This window comes from Microbacterium sp. W4I20 (assembly GCF_030816505.1).
Lineage (GTDB): Bacteria > Actinomycetota > Actinomycetes > Actinomycetales > Microbacteriaceae > Microbacterium.
Genome location: NZ_JAUSYB010000001.1, coordinates 496,172 through 512,172, shown reverse-complemented (window position 1 = coordinate 512,172; position 16,001 = coordinate 496,172). Strand labels below are relative to the sequence as shown.

Annotated in this window: 16 protein-coding genes and 1 pseudogene; 7 read left to right on the top strand and 10 right to left on the bottom strand. The window is 67.4% G+C overall.

The window, feature by feature from the left end:
- Positions 1-6 precede the first annotated feature (6 nt).
- A complete protein-coding gene (locus QFZ21_RS02495) occupies positions 7-678 on the bottom strand; it encodes a peptidoglycan recognition family protein (protein WP_307374096.1) in 672 nt (223 codons plus the stop codon).
- A gap of 172 nt (positions 679-850) precedes the next feature.
- Entirely contained in the window at positions 851-1,393 is a 543-nt protein-coding gene (locus QFZ21_RS02490) for a dihydrofolate reductase family protein (RefSeq protein WP_307374093.1), read from the bottom strand.
- 114 nt (positions 1,394-1,507) lie between these two features.
- Between QFZ21_RS02490 and QFZ21_RS02485 the strand changes: the two genes are divergently transcribed.
- Both QFZ21_RS02485 and QFZ21_RS02480 read left to right on the top strand, forming a co-directional pair.
- The gene (locus QFZ21_RS02485; RefSeq protein ID WP_307374091.1) at positions 1,508-2,134 is read left to right on the top strand and encodes a TetR/AcrR family transcriptional regulator; all 627 of its coding nucleotides are present in this window, start codon (positions 1,508-1,510) and stop codon (positions 2,132-2,134) included.
- A gap of 53 nt (positions 2,135-2,187) precedes the next feature.
- Positions 2,188-2,718, top strand: coding sequence for an AAA family ATPase (locus tag QFZ21_RS02480; RefSeq protein ID WP_307374089.1), 531 nt, complete (start codon positions 2,188-2,190; stop codon positions 2,716-2,718).
- Here the strand turns inward: QFZ21_RS02480 and QFZ21_RS02475 are convergent.
- Complete coding sequence (locus tag QFZ21_RS02475; RefSeq protein ID WP_307374087.1) at positions 2,703-3,320, bottom strand: TetR/AcrR family transcriptional regulator; 618 nt, start codon at positions 3,318-3,320, stop codon at positions 2,703-2,705. The two genes, QFZ21_RS02480 and QFZ21_RS02475, sit on opposite strands and share 16 nt — an antisense overlap.
- Positions 3,321-3,796: 476 nt before the next feature.
- On the opposite strand from QFZ21_RS02475, the gene QFZ21_RS02470 reads away from it, so the two are divergent.
- Positions 3,797-4,081 carry a DUF1905 domain-containing protein gene (locus tag QFZ21_RS02470; RefSeq protein ID WP_307374085.1) on the top strand — a complete coding sequence of 95 codons (285 nt, stop codon included), beginning with the start codon at positions 3,797-3,799 and terminating at the stop codon, positions 4,079-4,081.
- A gap of 6 nt (positions 4,082-4,087) precedes the next feature.
- On the opposite strand, the gene QFZ21_RS02465 is transcribed toward QFZ21_RS02470, so the two are convergent.
- Positions 4,088-4,456, bottom strand: coding sequence for a VOC family protein (locus QFZ21_RS02465; protein ID WP_307374082.1), 369 nt, complete (start codon positions 4,454-4,456; stop codon positions 4,088-4,090).
- 70 nt (positions 4,457-4,526) lie between these two features.
- Between QFZ21_RS02465 and QFZ21_RS02460 the strand changes: the two genes are divergently transcribed.
- The 4 genes from QFZ21_RS02460 to QFZ21_RS02445 are packed head-to-tail and all read left to right on the top strand — an operon-like array spanning position 4,527 to position 7,540.
- Positions 4,527-5,072, top strand: coding sequence for a GNAT family N-acetyltransferase (locus QFZ21_RS02460; protein WP_307374080.1), 546 nt, complete (start codon positions 4,527-4,529; stop codon positions 5,070-5,072).
- A 41-nt stretch (positions 5,073-5,113) separates the two neighbouring features.
- Positions 5,114-6,439: a nitrate/nitrite transporter gene (locus QFZ21_RS02455; protein WP_307374078.1), complete on the top strand. Its 1,326-nt coding sequence runs from the start codon at positions 5,114-5,116 to the stop codon at positions 6,437-6,439.
- A gap of 19 nt (positions 6,440-6,458) precedes the next feature.
- On the top strand, positions 6,459-6,881 hold the full coding sequence (locus tag QFZ21_RS02450) for a GNAT family N-acetyltransferase (RefSeq protein WP_307374076.1): 423 nt from the start codon (positions 6,459-6,461) through the stop codon (positions 6,879-6,881).
- Positions 6,878-7,540 (top strand): alpha/beta hydrolase, encoded by a 663-nt coding sequence (locus QFZ21_RS02445; RefSeq protein ID WP_307374074.1) that lies wholly within the window; start codon positions 6,878-6,880, stop codon positions 7,538-7,540. Before QFZ21_RS02450 ends, QFZ21_RS02445 begins: the two co-directional genes overlap by 4 nt.
- A gap of 5 nt (positions 7,541-7,545) precedes the next feature.
- Here QFZ21_RS02445 and QFZ21_RS02440 read toward each other — a convergent pair whose 3' ends face one another.
- The 6 genes and pseudogenes from QFZ21_RS02440 to polA all read right to left on the bottom strand — a co-directional run bounded on the left by QFZ21_RS02440 (position 7,546) and on the right by polA (position 15,992).
- A complete protein-coding gene (locus QFZ21_RS02440; RefSeq protein ID WP_307374072.1) occupies positions 7,546-8,292 on the bottom strand; it encodes an SUMF1/EgtB/PvdO family nonheme iron enzyme in 747 nt (248 codons plus the stop codon).
- A 64-nt stretch (positions 8,293-8,356) separates the two neighbouring features.
- Positions 8,357-9,103: an SGNH/GDSL hydrolase family protein gene (locus QFZ21_RS02435; protein WP_307381181.1), complete on the bottom strand. Its 747-nt coding sequence runs from the start codon at positions 9,101-9,103 to the stop codon at positions 8,357-8,359.
- Between the two features lie 47 nt (positions 9,104-9,150).
- Positions 9,151-10,503: an MFS transporter gene (locus QFZ21_RS02430; protein ID WP_307374069.1), complete on the bottom strand. Its 1,353-nt coding sequence runs from the start codon at positions 10,501-10,503 to the stop codon at positions 9,151-9,153.
- Between the two features lie 48 nt (positions 10,504-10,551).
- Complete coding sequence (locus QFZ21_RS02425; RefSeq protein ID WP_307374068.1) at positions 10,552-11,586, bottom strand: LLM class flavin-dependent oxidoreductase; 1,035 nt, start codon at positions 11,584-11,586, stop codon at positions 10,552-10,554.
- Between the two features lie 53 nt (positions 11,587-11,639).
- Positions 11,640-13,317, bottom strand: a pseudogene (locus QFZ21_RS02420) (DUF885 domain-containing protein).
- Between the two features lie 41 nt (positions 13,318-13,358).
- Positions 13,359-15,992, bottom strand: a complete 2,634-nt coding sequence (gene polA, locus QFZ21_RS02415; protein WP_307374066.1) for a DNA polymerase I — start codon at positions 15,990-15,992, stop codon at positions 13,359-13,361.
- Positions 15,993-16,001: the final 9 nt, after the last annotated feature.

Here is a 16,001-nt window from a genome sequence, read left to right as displayed (position 1 = left end):
ATTATGTCAGTTTTTCTGAAAGATCTCCCTGGCGCGGGCCACGATGTCGTCCAACCGGGACTGCAGATACGGACCGGGGCATTCGGTCCCCGACCACGTCTCCTGGTGGGTGATGACGTGCTCCCTGTCGATCGTGAACGACACCGGCACGCCGTCCAGACGCTCGCCGTCGTACGTCGCGAGCCACGCGATCATCTGTGCCAGCTCTTCCAGCTGAGCCTCTGTCACGGCGTAGTCAGGCGCCCCCGTCGCGTTCAGAGTCTCCACCGCCAGCGATCGCCAGTTCCAGTCAGCTCCGGTTGACGACGGCTTCGCGCCAGGGCGAATCAGCTCGATGACGGATCCGTCGTGCCGCAGATAGAACGTGGGAGCCGAGGATCGCATGTTGCAACGCGAGAGGAAGTCCAGCTGGTCTGCCGTCGTACCCGTGTGATGAATGACGAACCGGTCTATGACGGGCGTCACGGTGTGGCGGTCGCTTCCTGCTGTGTCGCGGCTCGCCCGGGTGGTGGAATGCCCGCAGTCGTCGAACCCCAGGGGCGCTTCCAGCCCGCTCACCGCGCGGTGATAGACAGGGTCGTACCGGACCAATCCCCTCGGGTTGTCCGCGCCCGCAGCGGCGGTCGGACCGTCGGGAATCTCGGCCGTCGCCGCGAACCAGATGCCTGCGGCAGTCACCGCGACACCCGCGCCGGCAGCGATGAGGAAGCGTCGGCGGGTGTGCGCCGAAATGTTCTCGGCGGGCTCGGGCGCTTGCGATTGCTGCATCCGACCATTCTCCTAGGCTGAGGCGCCTCCAGTCCCACACCCACGACGGGCGCTGACCGCATCACGCGCCGTTCTCACGGTCTCAGGCGAGCACCCGGTAACGCAGGTGCACCTCGCTCGCGAAAGCAGAGGTCTCCACCCGCTCGAGAGTGATGTGCTCGCTGAGCCCCGTGAACAAAGAGATCCCGCTTCCGAGGAGGATCGGCACGACGTCCAGCACGATCTCATCCACAAGTCGTTTCTCCAAGCACTGTCGGGAGACAGTTCCTCCCAGCACACTCACCCACTTCTCCCCCGCCGCACGCTTGGCAGCATTCACGGCCTCGACGACGTCGTCGACGACGAAGTTGTACGTGATGCCGTCTTTCACAACCGGCTCGTGCGCGCTGTGCGTCATCAGAAAGACCGGCACTCCGACGATCCCGCCGTAAGGAACCCCTCCGTCTTCGATCGTCTGCGTCTTGTTCGCGCCGCCGACGACCGCGCCGATGCTCCCTACGACGCCCCCGACCACCGTCTCGTCCTCGGGATCCACGGCGAAGCCGTTCATCCAGTCGACTGCCCCGCTCTCGTCGGCCATGAATCCGTCCAGCGACACCGTCGCGTGAATCAGTACCTTCGCCATTGTTCCTCCCGTGGGATGCCTTCGTTATGGTGAGTCGGACGACTCACCATAAAGTGAGGCTAGTCTCCTGCGGGTCGTGAGTCAAGTAACTCACCTCTACGTCATAATGGAGTCATGTCCCGCGAACTCTCCGCCTATCACCGCCAAGTCGCAGCCGACAACCGCGCCGCGATCCTCGACGCCGCGACAGGGTTGTTCTTGGAACTCGGGTATGAGCGGACCTCCCTGGCGAAGGTGGCGGAGCGGGGAGGTGTATCCAAGGCGACACTGTTCAAGCAGTTCCCGACGAAGGCCGAGCTCTTCGAGGCGATCGTGCTCGGAGCGGGTAACGCCGAGGACTCAGAGGCCGTCGAGCCGCCGGCCGGTGACTTTCATTCGGGCCTCGTCGTCATTGGGCTGGCATACGCGGAGGTGCTCGGTCATCCCCGGATGACGGACCTGATCCGCGCGGTGATCACCGAATCAGCCCGATTCCCGGAGTTGCGCGAGCAGACCTTCAACTTCGGGACGCTTCCTGTCCTGCGTGCCCTCAGGGCCTTTCTCGAGTCGACCGACGCCAGCGGAGAGACACGGATCGACGACTTCGACGTCGCAGCTGCGCAGTTCCTCGGCATGATCGCGACAGTCGTCTTCTGGCCGCGACTCGTGCATGTCGGATGGTCGCTCACCGACGAGGAGACACGCCGCACCGTCGATGAGGCGGCGAAGACCATCGTCGCCCGGTACGGCGCGGGAGACTAACTGGGGCGCCTCGCCGCATCCGCGGGATAACCGAACCGTGTCACGATGAACTCATGACCGTCGGCACGACCTCCACCCGTCTCGTCATCCTCCGCGGAGACTCGGCATCAGGCAAGACGACCACCGCCCTCGCGCTACGTGCCGAGCTCGGCCCGGAGGTCGCGGTCATCCACCAGGACCAGATCCGACGCGAGATGCTGAGCAACCCCGATTCACGCGCACGGTCGCGCGACGCGAGCATCCTCATCGTCACTGCCGCAGGCCAGGCTCTCGATCTCGGGTACGACGTGATCCTCGACGGCATCTTCAACCTCCGCGACTACACCGAGCGGTTCGAACATCTCGTCAGCGAGCACCGAGGCGCCACGGCGATCTGTCAGTTCGACCTCGGCCTCGAGGAGACGCTGCGACGGCACGCTTCACGGCCGCTCGGAAAGGTCGTCGCCGAAGAGAAGATCCGCGAGTGGTACGACGGGTGGCAGCCGCTCCCCTGGTTCGATGAGCGACGCGTGGGCCCGGAGGACACCACGAGTGAGATCGTCGCGAGCATCCTGCGCGACCTGTCCGTTCAGCGCTCCCTGTAGCCCGCAAGGAAGAGATCGACCGTACGGGCGACGGGTGGCGCTGGAGCGTCGCCGGCGAGAAGGCGCGCATTGAGCGGCGCGCCGATCACGAGCCAGGTGAAGTCTGAGGCTGCGGCATCCGGGTCGTCGATGTGGAGGCGGTGTTTGGTGGCCATCGTGCTGAGGGTGTCAGCGAGAGAGTGGATGTTGCTGTTCCAGCTCTCCTCGAGATACATCCTCGCCACCACCGGCTGAGTCAGAGCTTCCGCGGCGACGAGCCGTCGCATGGCGAGGACGGGCTCGCTCAGGATGCCGGCGCGCATCGTCTCGGCGAGCTCTGAGAGGCCCTGTCGCAGATCGTCGGCAGTCTGGAGCCGATCGAGCGCCGGCCGCATCGCGTCCCGTCCTGATGCGGCCCAGTGACGCACCACTGCTTCGTACAGCGCGGATTTCGACGAATGCTCGCGGTAGAGCGACGCCTTCGAAATCGCTGCGCGCGTGGCGACCTCCTCCATGGACGTGCCGCCATACCCGCGCTCGAGGAACAGATCGCGGGCTACCGCAAGGAGCTCCTCCCCCGTTCGTCCGGCGGGGCGACCTGGCGGGCGGATTGCAGTCGTCATGTCCTTCATATTAGTACTTGACAGTTCTAAAAGGCGAACCTACGCTGAGTACCACTCGGTACTAAAGGAGTCGCCATGATCGCCCTGGGAATCGCACTCGCCACCGTGGCGTCATTCATCGCCAGCGCGGTGCTGTACGCCATACCGCCGGTGTCGACCCTCGTCTCACGGACCAGCACTCCCCGACCGGGTCTCTCCGTCGGCGTGCAGATGGCATCCGTAGTGGTGCGCAGCCTCATCGCATCAGGCCTGATCGCCGGCATCTTGATCGCAGCGGATTGGCACGGTCCGATCGCAGGTCTTCTGCTGGGACTGGCGCTCACCGCGCTGCCCCTCACCCTCCTCATGGGTGGGCGTCGTGCACGAGAACACCGCCCTCTCAGCAGCCGCCGTCCACCTGGTCGACTGGGTCGTCAAACTGGCCTTGATCGGCGCCATCGTCGGACTCTTCGTCTGACCGAACGAACGGAACCGTCATGACCACACCCACTCCCCTCGACATCACATTCGTCGCGACGCTCGGCAAAGTCCGCGAGGGCGACACCTGGACGTGCGTGCAGCTCTCCGACTCTGCCGAGGTCTTCGGAACCCGCGGCCTGGTCAAGGTCGCGGGAACCGTCGACGGCGAGCCGTTCCGCGGCGCCTTTATGGCCCTGGGCGACGGCACTCACAAGCTGCCGGTCGCGGCGGCCATCCGCAAGCGGATCGGGAAGACAGACGGGGATGACGTGACGGTCCATCTCACTGAGCGGCTCAGCTGAATGGGACTACTGCGCGGCCCACACTCCGAGCTCGTTGCCCGAAGGATCGGCGAAGTGCAGGCGGCGGCCACCCGGGAATTCGTACGGCAGCTGCAGGATCGTGCCGCCCGCAGCCGTGATCGCGTCCATGGTGGCGTCGAGGTCGGTCGAGTACAGCAGCACGAGGGGTCCGCCGACGGGCCGCGGTTCGTCGGCGAGTAGTAGTCCACCCACCTCGCTCCCGTCGCCGCTCGGTGAGGCGATGCCTGCGTAGCCGGGTCCGTAGTCGACGAATGACCAGCCGAAGGCTTCGGTGTAGAACGTCGTGGCCGCGGCGAGGTCGGTCACGACGAGCTCGGTGTAGTCGAGGGAGTGATGCACGGGCTGAGGTGTCATGGCATCACCGTAGTGACCGTCACCGACATTCCACGCACTCGATGTCGCCCCTGGATGGCAGGGTGATGACATGACTTTCACCATTGCCCCCTGGGACGGCACTGATGACCAGCTGTCTCGAGCCGCCGAGCTGTACGCAGACGTGTTCACCGAGCCGCCCTACGGCGATGACCGTTCGGAGAGCCACGACAGCCTCCTCTCGCGGGCGCGGCGATACGCGGAAGAGAGGCCGGATTTCCGACTTCTCCTTGCGACTGAGGATTCGCACATCGTCGGCCTCGTGCTCGGCGCCGGGATCTCGCTCGGCGACTGGTGGTGGGATCGTCTCGACGCAGCCCTGCCGGTTGACGCCCAGCGCGCCTGGTTGGACACCGAGTGCTTCTCGGTCGTCGAGCTCGCCGTCGCCGATTCGAACCGACGCCGGGGAGTCGCGGCGGCCCTGATCAACGCCGTGCTGCACGGCCTCCCTTATCGGACGGCCCTGCTCGGCTGCTATCAGGACGCCATTCCCGCTCAACGGCTCTATACCCGGCTCGGCTGGACGGTCGTCGATCCCGCGGTCCGCATCACGGAGACGCGCGAGATCCAGGTGATGGGGATCCGCCTGGACAAATGAGCGCGGCGACGAGCCGCGCCGCGCGGGAGTAGCGTTGAAGGGTGCCCCAGGTCTCCCGCTCGCCGCTCTCCACCCCGGAATGGCGGGCCTGGCTGATCTGGTCGGTCGGAGTGGCGGCCTATGTCCTCGCGGTAACCAACCGCACCTCGCTTGGCGCGGTGGGGGTCGAAGCCGCAGATCGCTTCCAGGCCGATGCTTCGACACTCGCGCTCTTCGCGGTCGTGCAGCTCGCCGTGTACGGCGGCATGCAGATTCCGATCGGTGTCCTCCTCGACCGCTATGGTTCGCGACCGATCATGACCATCGGCATGCTCCTGATGGCCGCCGGCCAGCTCACCATGGCCCTCTCCCCCAGCGTCGGCATCGCGATCATCGCCCGTATCCTCCTCGGCGCCGGGGATGCGGCGATCTTCCCGGCCGTGCTCCGACTCGTCGCGACCTGGTTCCCCTCCCAGCGCGGACCGCTCATGGTGCAGTTCACCGGCATCGTGGGTCAGGCCGGTCAGCTCATCGCGCTCGTTCCGGTGGCGGCTCTCCTCCACGCGACGACCTGGACGATTACGTTCGGCAGCATCGCGGGGCTCGGCGCCCTGTTCGCGATCCTCGTCGCCCTCATCATCCGCAATCATCCACCGGAACGCGACGCCGACGTGACGGTCAACACCGATACCGGGGTGATCCGCGTCGTGACGTCGGCGATCGACACCGGTGTCGGCATCCGTGCCGCCTGGGCCCATCCCGGTACCCGTCTGGCGTTCTGGTCACACTTCACATCTCCGTTCGCCGGCACCGCGTTCATCCTCCTCTGGGGGATGCCCTTCCTCACCGCGGCGCAAGGTCTCGACACTGCGCACGCGGCCGGGATCATCTCGGTGTACGTCGTCGCCGGAATGGTTCTCGGGCCCGTGATCGGCGACCTGTCCCGCCGGCTTCCCAACCACCGCTCGCTGGCGCTCGTGCTTCCTGCTGTCGGCGTGCAGATGCTGGCCTGGATCATCGTGCTGCTGCTTCCGGGCGCCGCTCCGCTCTGGCTGCTCTATGTCCTCGCCGTGGCGCTGGCGACCGGAGGCCCCGCGTCGATGATCGCGTTCGACCACGCCCGCACGCACAACCCGAGCCATCGTCTGAGCACGGCGACCGGAGTGACCAACGCCGGCGGTTTCATCGCCGCACTCATCGCGATCTTCCTGATCGGCCTCGCCCTCGATCTACAGGGTGCGGGGACTCCGGACACCTACACGCTGGACGCCTTCCGCATCGCCTTCCTGATGCCGATTCCGCTGTGGATCCTCGGAGTCACCTTCATCCTCATCGAGCGGAAGCACACGCGCATCCGCATCGGCCTCGACCCTGATCCGCGTCGCTGAACCGCTCATAGGATGAAGCATGGTCTCCGGCTTCACGTTCTCCTCCGATTCGTCCGTCATCGATCGTGAGCGTGTGCACGCCTGGCTGAGCGAACAGGCCTACTGGGCGCTCGGCAGGTCGCGCGCGACGCAGGATGCCGCCATCGAGGCCTCGCGCAACTACAGCGTGTGGAACGCCGACGGTGAACAGGTCGCCTATGCGCGCGTGGTGACGGACGCCGTGACCTTCGCCTGGCTGTGCGATGTCTTCGTCGACGAGGCCGCTCGCGGAACCGGCGTGGGCAAGATGCTGGTGGAAGGCGTGATCGCCGACCTCGAGCCGCTACCGGTGAAGCGCATCGTGCTCGCGACCGCCGACGCACATGGCCTCTACGCCCAGTACGGCTTCGCCCCGTCCGAGGACCCGAACCGCTACATGATCAAGCACCTGACGTCGTCGTGAGTACGACTCCGTCTGTCGTGCTCGTCCATGGGCTGTGGCACCAGGGCGCACACATGAACCTGCTCGCCGCGGAGCTTCTTCGCAGGGGCATCGACACCCACACGCCCACTCTGCACCGCGGTTCCCTCGATGCCGACACCACCGCCGTGCAGGCTGTCGTCGATGCGTGTCCCTCGCCGCCGCTCGTGCTGGGACACAGCTATGGCGGTGCAGTGATCAGCGGCCTCACCGGGGTGCGGTCTCTCGTGTATCTCGCGGCCTTCGTCCCGACGACCGATGAGAGCTGCGCATCGCTGGGCGGGGCGCTCGTGAACGAAGCGATGCGTCGCGATCCGGGTGGCGGTACCGTCATCGACCCGAGTCTGGCGAGAGGCGCTCTCTATGCGGATGCCGATGCGGAGACCGCGGCCTGGGCCGTCGGATTGCTGGTCCCGCAGGCTCCTGGACACGGTCGCGGTATCCCGCGCCGCGCCGCGTGGGAGGAAGCGCGGTCCCGCTACATCGTCTGTGCGCAGGATCGCGCCGTCGATCCGGAGATCCAGCGCTCGCTCGCTCCGCGGTGCACAGAGGCGAGCGAACTGGACGCGGATCACTCGCCATACATCTCCCGGCCGGAGGTCATCGCCGACATCGTCGTCGCCGAGCTCGCGGCAATCTGACGCCCTCAGCGCCGAAGCGGCGTCCATCCCGACGGGAGTGGTCCGTCGAACGCAGCCCGCTCTCGATCCAACCGCGCCGACCATCCCTGCGCCTCGTCCGCGGTAGGGAACCCACCCCGCGCCAGCCGAAGGCCCACGTCGTCATGATGCATCCGCGGCGCTCCCCCACGACGCACCGATGCGCGCACGCTCCAGGCATCATCCGCGAAGCCCCCGCCACGGAAGACGCGATAGTCGCCATAGCGGGCAGGATCGAGCAGATCCCAGCACCACTCCCAGACGTTGCCGAGTGTGTCGAACAGCCCGTTCAGGTTCGGAATCTTGCCGCCCACGTTCTGCGGCGCGCTGACGCCATCGGCGCTCGTCCATGCGGCATCCGCCAGCGGAGCGTAGTGCGGCCCTACCGACCCGGCGCGGCACGCGAACTCCCACTCCGCCTCGGTGGGCAGACGGTATCCGTCTGCCGTGGCATCCCAGCTGACGTCCTCCCCGTCGAACAGGTAGACCGGGTCGAAGCCCTCCCACTCGGACGCGGCGTTGCAGAAGTGCACCGCCCGCAGCCAGCTGAGATCGACGGCCGGGCGGGACGGATGCCGGACGGGGATGCCGAGCACGTCCGCCAGCTGCTCCTCCGTGACCGGGTACGCGCCGATCTCGAACGGCTCCAGCGACACGGTGCGCTGCAGCTTGCGCCGCGCATCGTGCAGTGTCACGGAACCCGCAGGGATGCGCGCCATCTCGAAGTCGGACATATCACTCAGCCCGCGATCCTGGTCTCGCCCGAGGGCGCCGGCTCTCGCCGTCGGCGCCGCTGAGTCACGACGGTGTCCGCTCGACCCACGTCGGGTACTTCGCTGCGCGGCCGTCACCGGAAGAGGTGCGGGTCACGCGCCGGCGTACCCACGGACCGACGTGTTCGCGGTAGTAGGCGAACCCGCCCGGCCGCACTCCTCCCCGTTCGCTCGGCTTCCACCAGGTCTCGGGCGGTTCGAAGCCGAGCGCCTGGACGACGCGCGCCGCCACGCGATGGTGGCCTGCCGCGTTCATGTGCAGCCGATCTTCCGACCAGTACGCGGGATCTGCGAGCTCGCGGTCGGGCCAGTTCAACGCCCTGATCACATCGGGACGATCCTCGACCCGCCGCAGCACGGCCTCAGAGAGCAGATCGCCGCGGCGCTGCACGAGCGATCCCATCGGCAGCTGTCCGCTCGGGTTCGCGCCGGAGAGCAGGATCATCGTCACGCCCTCCTCATCGCAGCGCCGCAGCACGCGGCTGAACGCGTCAGCGATGTGCTCGAGGTCGGTGCGCGGCCGCAGCATGTCGTTGCCTCCCCCGTTGAACGAGAGGTGGGTCGGTCGCAGCGCGAGGGCGGGCTCCAGCTGCTGCTCGACGATGGGCCACGCGAGCTTGCCGCGGATCGCGAGGTTCGCGTACTGGATCGGGTGACCGGCCGCGTCGGCCCAGCCCTGCGCGGCGAGATCGGCCCACCCGCGTTCCGTGCCGTCGGGCAGCACGTCGCCGACCCCTTCCGTGAAGGAGTCTCCGATAGCCACGTAACGCACATCTGCCACCGAGCAAGCCTATTCCCGACCGGAGGCTGCCCGGCGCATCAGCGGTCGTCGAGTGCGACACCTCCGCGATCGGCGAGCCCCCATGCCGCAGCGGCGGCCACCAGGAAGCAGGCGCCGAACACGACGAAGAGCACGGGGGTGCCGCCCGCGACGAGCAGGACCGGGACTGTGAGCGGGGCCACGATCGAGGCGATCCGTCCGACTCCCGCCGCCCACCCGGCGCCGGTCCCCCGAAGCGACGTCGGATACGTCTCAGGCGTGACCGCGTACAGCGCGCCCCACGCCCCGAGGTTGAAGAACGACAGGGCCATGCCGGAAGCGATGATGGCGCCTTCCGTGCTCGCCGTTCCGAAGAAGACGGCCGAGACGGCGGAACCGATCAGGAACACCGAGAGAGTCGCCCGGCGGCCCCACACCTCGATGAGCCAGGCCGCGACGGCATAGCCGGGAAGCTGCGCCAAGGTGATGATGAGCGTGAAGCCGAACGACTTGACCAGGTCGAATCCGGCGTCCAGCAAGATGCTGGGGATCCAGATGAACGCGCCGTAATAAGCGAAGTTCACGCACAACCATACGAGCCAGAGACAGAGTGTGCGCACGCGGAACTCACGGTTCCACAGGGTCGTGAGCCTCGCCCGCGCCGTGACCGCGATCGCTCGCGACGGCGGTTCCTTGCGGATGGCGGGACCCGGTACGAGTCCGGCATCCGCCTCGAAGGTCGATACGATGCGGTCGGCCTCGGCGATGCGTCCGCGGGAGGCGAGCCAACGCGGAGACTCCGGCAAACCCCAGCGCACGATCAGCGCGTACACGGCCGGAATCGCTCCGAGCGCGAAGGCCCAGCGCCAGCCGTCGTCGGATGCCGGGATCACGAAGTATCCGATCAGAGCCGACACCGTCCAACCGAGCGCCCAGAAGGCCTCGAGGATGACGATGAGTCGACCGCGGATCCGCGCCGGAGCGAACTCGCTCACATAGGTCGATGCGACCGGCAGCTCGGCCCCGAGTCCGAGCCCGACGAAGAAGCGCAGGACCAGCAGGACCGCGATGCCGCCGACGAGCGCGCTGGCACCGGTCGCGATGCCGTAGATCAGCAGGGTGATGGCGAACACCTGTCGGCGGCCGAGTCGATCGGCCAGGAGGCCACCGAGCGTCGCGCCGATCGCCATGCCCAGGAAGCCGACCGAGGCGATCCACCCGGCATCCGTCTTGGTCAGGCCCCACTGCTGAGTAAGGGCAGCGAGGATGAACGAGATGAGTCCGACGTCCATCGCATCGAGCGCCCAGCCGACTCCTGAGCCGGTGAGGACGCGGAAGTGGCGCCGGGTGAAGGGCAATTCGTCGAGGCGCTCGGCGAGCGATGCGCGACTCGGCAGGGCGGAGTTGGCCATGACCTCATCGTAGGGCGGCGGATGCGCGCGCAGCCCCACGATGACGGCTCAGTCGCGGTCGGCGAGGAGCTTCCGCACCCGCGGGATGACCTCGGTGCCGTAGAGCTCGATGCTGCGCATCATCACCTCGTGCGACAGCGTCCCTGTGGCGTACTTGAGGTCGAAGCGTCCGAGACCCAGCATCGTGACGGTGTCGGCGATCTTCGCCGCGACACGGTCGGGAGAACCCGCGTAGATCGCGCCCTCCGGCCCGACGTCGTTCTGGAACCGTGCGCGGCTGTAGGCCGGCCAGCCGCGCTCGCGACCGATCGTGTTGTTCATCGCCTCGAAGCCGGAATAGGCGGCATCCCAGGCCTCGGCATCGGTCTCGGCGATGTGGCCGGGCGAATGCACCGACACCGGGTGCGAGGTCGTCCCGAAGGACGCGACCGAGCGGTGGTACAGCTCGACGAAGGGCTTGAAGCGCACGGCGGGACCGCCGATGATCGCCAGCATGAGTCCGAGCCCGTGACGTGCGACGCGGACGACGGACTCCGGGCTGCCGCCCACGCCGACCCACGTGCGCAGTCCGTTCTCGGTCTTGGGGAACACGTTCGCGTTCTCGAGCGAGGCGCGCATCGTGCCGGACCAGGTGACCGGCTCTTCCTTGAGAAGCTCGGTGAAGAGCTCCAGCTTCTGCTCGAAGAGCGCGTCATAGTCGCGCAGGTCGTAGCCGAAGAGCGGGAACGACTCGATGAAGGAGCCGCGTCCGAGCACGACTTCGGCGCGCCCGTCGGAGAGGGCGTCGAGGGTGGAGAACCGCTCGAACACGCGGACCGGGTCATCGGAGGACAGCACCGTGACGGCCGTCCCGAGGCGGATGTTCTTCGTGCGTCCTGCGATGGTGGCCAGCACCATCTCCGGCGAAGAGACCGCGAATTCGGCGCGATGGTGCTCCCCCACGCCGAAGAAGTCCACGCCGACCGCGTCGGCCATCTCGGCCTGAGCCACGACGTTGCGGATCGTCTGTGCGCCGGTGAGGAGCTCGCCCTCCGCGTCGCGGGTGATGTCGCCGAACGTGTCCAGCCCGAATTCGATGCTCATGTCATCCCTTTCCATTCAGATGGATGAACATGCGCATCGGTCGCGGCATTCCCTCAGCGCGGAAGGAGTGTGCTGCGCAGGGTGTCGAGACCGACGCCACCGAGGTCGAGGGCGCGCTTGTGGAAGTCCTTGAACGAGAACGACTCCCCCTCCGCAGCGCGCACGGCATCGCGGACCTGCTCCCAGATGCGCTGTCCGACCTTGTACGACGGCGCCTGTCCCGGCCAGCCGAGGTAGCGGTTCACCTCGAACTGCACGAACTGGTCGGACATGTTGACGTTGCCGCGCATGAAGTCGAGCGCGTAAGCCGCATCCCAGGTTCCGGTGCCGTCGAGGCGCGGCTTGCCGAGGTGTACGCCGATGTCGAGCACCACGCGAGCGGCGCGCATGCGCTGACCATCGAGCATGCCGAGGCGGTCGGCGGGATCGTCGAGGTAGCCCAGCTGCTCCATGAGACGCTCGGCGTACAAGGCCCAGCCCTCGGCGTGGCCGGAGGTGCCAGCGAGAAGACGCCGCCACGTGTTCAGTTCGGCGCGGTTGTACACGGCCTGCGCGATCTGCAGGTGGTGACCGGGCACTCCCTCGTGGAACACCGTGGTGAGCTCGCGCCAGGTGTCGAATTCGGTGACGCCCTCGGGCACCGACCACCACATGCGGCCGGGACGCGAGAAGTCGTCGGTGGGACCGGTGTAGTAGATCCCGCCCTCCTGGGTCGGCGCGATCATGCACTCGAGGGTGCGGATGGCCTCCGGGATGTCGAAGTGCGAGGCGCCGAGTTCGGCGACGGCGCGGTCGCTGGTTTCCTGCATCCACTTCTGGAGAGCATCCGTGCCGACGAGCTTGCGCGCCGGGTCGGACTCCAGGTGGGCGACGGCCTCTTCGACCGAGGAACCGGGGAGGATCTCGTTCGCGATGGCGGTCTGCTCGGCGACCATCCGCGCGAGCTCTTCGCGGCCCCACTCGTACGTCTCGTCGAGGTCGATGGTGGCGCCGAGGAAGCGCCGGGAGTTGAGGGCGTACAGGTCTCTGCCGACGGCGTCGACCTCGCCGGCGACAGGGGCGAGCTCCTCGGCCAGGAAGCGGCGGAGGCTCGTCGTAGGCGACGCGCGCGGCAGCGGAGTTATCGGCGAGAGTGCGCGCGAGCGATGCCGGAAGCTGTCCCTCGTCGGGCGCGGCCTCTGCGACGAACGCAGCGAAGAACCCGTCGTCTGCGGTGTAGCGATTGATCTGGGTGGCGACCTCGACGACCTGCCGACGCGCCGGGGTGATGCCCTCCGCGATGCCCTGCCGCAGGGTCTCGGTGTAGCCGCGCAGCGCACCGGGCACTGCGGCGAGACGGGTCGCGATCACTCCCCAGTCGTCGGCGCTCCCCGTCGGCATCAGGTCGAACGCCGCGCGCACGTCCTGTGCCGCGGAGGCGATCACGTTCAGGTCGCGCAGGTGCCACTTCGCCTCGTGGAACTCGAGGTCGAGGCGCAGTTCGGAGCTCAGATCGGCCTTGGTGACCTCGTCGATCGCGTCGACCGGCTCCAGAGCGGAGAGCGCGTCGAGCGTCGACCGCGTCGCCGCGGCGATCTCCTCGTGTCCGGCGGGGCTCAGGTCGCCGAAGCGGTCGTTGACCTCGTCGCGCCCGATGTACGTGCCGAGGGTGGGAGCGAGGACAGCGATCGTATCGACCCAGTCATCGGCGACCTTGTCGATGGCGGAGGGAGTGCGGGGAGCTGAAGTCATCCCTTCAGCCTAATCCCCGGCACCCGTTCGATATATCGGTTCTAGTGCGCGGCCTCGTTCCAGTCGCCGCCGCGGCCGACCTGGACGTCGAGCGGCACCGTGAGATCGGCCGCGTCGCCCATCCGCGCGCGGACGATGCGCTCCGCCGCGTCCCATTCGCCCGGTGCGACCTCGACCACGAGCTCGTCGTGGATCTGCAGCAGGGCGCGGGACTGGAGCTTCTCGGCCTGCAGGTCGTCGTGGATGTGCAGCAGGGCGATCTTCATGATGTCGGCCGCACTGCCCTGGATCGGCGCATTGAGCGCCGCGCGTTCGGCGTTCTCTCGCAGCACGCGGTTGGGGCTCGCGAGGTCGGGGAAAGGCCGACGGCGTCCGAAGATCGTCTCGGTGTACCCGACCTCCTTCGCCTTCATCACAGAGGCGCGGAGGTAGTCGCGGACCGCCCCGAATCGGGCGAAGTACTCGACCATCAGCTGCTTCGCCTCGGACTGCTCGATGCGGAGCTGCTTGGAGAGTCCGAACGCCGACAGACCGTAGACGAGCCCGTACGACATCGCCTTCACCTTCGTGCGCATGGCCGAGGTCACCTCGCTCGGGTCCACACCGAAGACACGGGCACCGACGAACCGGTGCAGGTCCTCGCCGCTGTTGAAGGCCTCGATGAGTCCTTCGTCACCGGAGAGGTGCGCCATGATCCGCATCTCGATCTGGGAGTAGTCCGCCGTGAGCAGCGCTTCGTACCCCTCACCCACCTGGAACGCGCTGCGGATGCGGCGCGACTCCTCTGTGCGCACCGGGATGTTCTGCAGGTTCGGGTCGGTGCTGGACAGGCGCCCGGTCTGGCTGCCGGTCTGCACGTAGGTCGTGTGCACGCGGTGGTCATCGCCGATGGCGGTGTCGAGCGACTCGATGATCTGACGGAGCTTCGTGGCCTCGCGGTGCTGCAGCAGCAGGCTGAGGAACGGATGCGGATGGGTCTCCTGCAGATCTGCCAGCGCGGCGGCATCCGTCGAGTAACCGGATTTCGTCTTGCGCGTCTTCGGGAGCTGCAGGTCTTCGAACAGCACCTCCTGGAGCTGCTTCGGGGAGCCCAGGTTGAATTGCCGCCCGACAGCCGTGAAGGCCTCCTGTGCGAGCCCCTCAGCCCGAGTCGCGAGTTCGCCCGAGAACGTCGAGAGCACGTCGTGCGAGACGGCGACGCCGGCGACCTCCATGTCGGCGAGCGTCCTCAGGGTCGGCAGCTCGATGTCGACGAGCACCGTGTTCACGGATTCCGGGATGTCTTCGCGCAGCGCATCGGCGACGCGGAGCGCGAACCAGGCCTCCTGAGAGGGAGCGGCGCCCTCGGTCTCGGGAACGAGCTGCGTCGGGTCGGCTTCGGGTAGCTTCTCGCCGAGGTACCGCTCGACCAGGTCGGCGAGGGTCTTGTCGGGGAAGCTCGGGCGCAGCAACCACCCGGCGAGGCTGGTGTCATAGGCGAGCCCGCCCAGACGCAGACCCTGGCGCAGCAGCGCCTTCACCTGCGGCTTCGCGTCGTGCAGCACCTTGGGGCTGTCGGACTCGATCCACGACCGCAGGTCATCGGCCGAGGCCTCCGTCCAGTCGGTCTCGCGGAGTTCGGTCGCCGTGGCCACTCCGATCCGCGCGGGCTTTCCGCCCTGGAGCGTCACGCGCAGCGCGACGTCGCCCTCCTGCGAACCGGCCCAGGCGGCGAGGTCGGCGGGTGCGACCTCGCCGGGTACGGGCATGACGACCACCGACGCGGGGTCGTCGGCGACCTCTCCGGCGCCCACTGCTTCGAACACGCGCGGCAGCAGGGTGCGGAACTCGAGCCGGGCGAAGATATCGCGCACGGCCTGGGCGTCGATCGGGGTCACCACCAGATCGCCGGGGGCCACCGGAAGCTCGACATCGGTGAGCAGACGATTGAGCCTGCGGTTGCGCCGGACGTCGTCGATGTGGTCGCGCAGGTTGCCGCCGACGACGCCCTTGATCTCGTCCGCCCGCTCGAGCAGCTCGTCGAGTGTGCCGAACTGGGTGAGCCACTTGACCGCGGTCTTCTCCCCCACCTTCGGCACGCCGGGCAGGTTGTCGCTCGTCTCGCCGACGAGAGCCGCGATGTCGGGGTACTGCTCCGGCCGCACTCCGTAGCGCTCTTGCACGGTTGCCGGGTCGTAGCGCTTGAGCTGCGAGACGCCCTGCACGTTCGGGTACAGCAGCGTGACGTCGTCGTTGACGAGCTGGATGCTGTCGCGGTCACCCGAGACGATCAGCACGTCGTAGCCCTGCTCGACGCCCTGGGTGGAGAGCGTGGCGAGGATATCGTCGGCCTCGATCCCCTCCTTGGTCAGGACCGGGATCGACATCGCGGCCAGGCAGTCCTGCAGGAGCGGGATCTGACCGCGGAACTCCTGCGGCGTCTCGGACCTCGTGGCCTTGTACTCGGGGTACTCGTCGGTTCGGAACGAGTGGCGAGAAGTGTCGAAGGCGATCGCCATGTGCGTCGGCTGCTCGGCCTTGATGAGGTTCACCAGCATCGACAGGAAGCCGTAGATGGCGTTCGTGTGCTGGTTGTCCTTCGTCGTGAAATTCTCGACCGGAAGGGCGAAGAAGGCACGGTAGGCGAGCGAATGGCCGTCGATGACCATGAGGGTAGGCTTTGCGGAGTCCGTCACCCTGTCAGC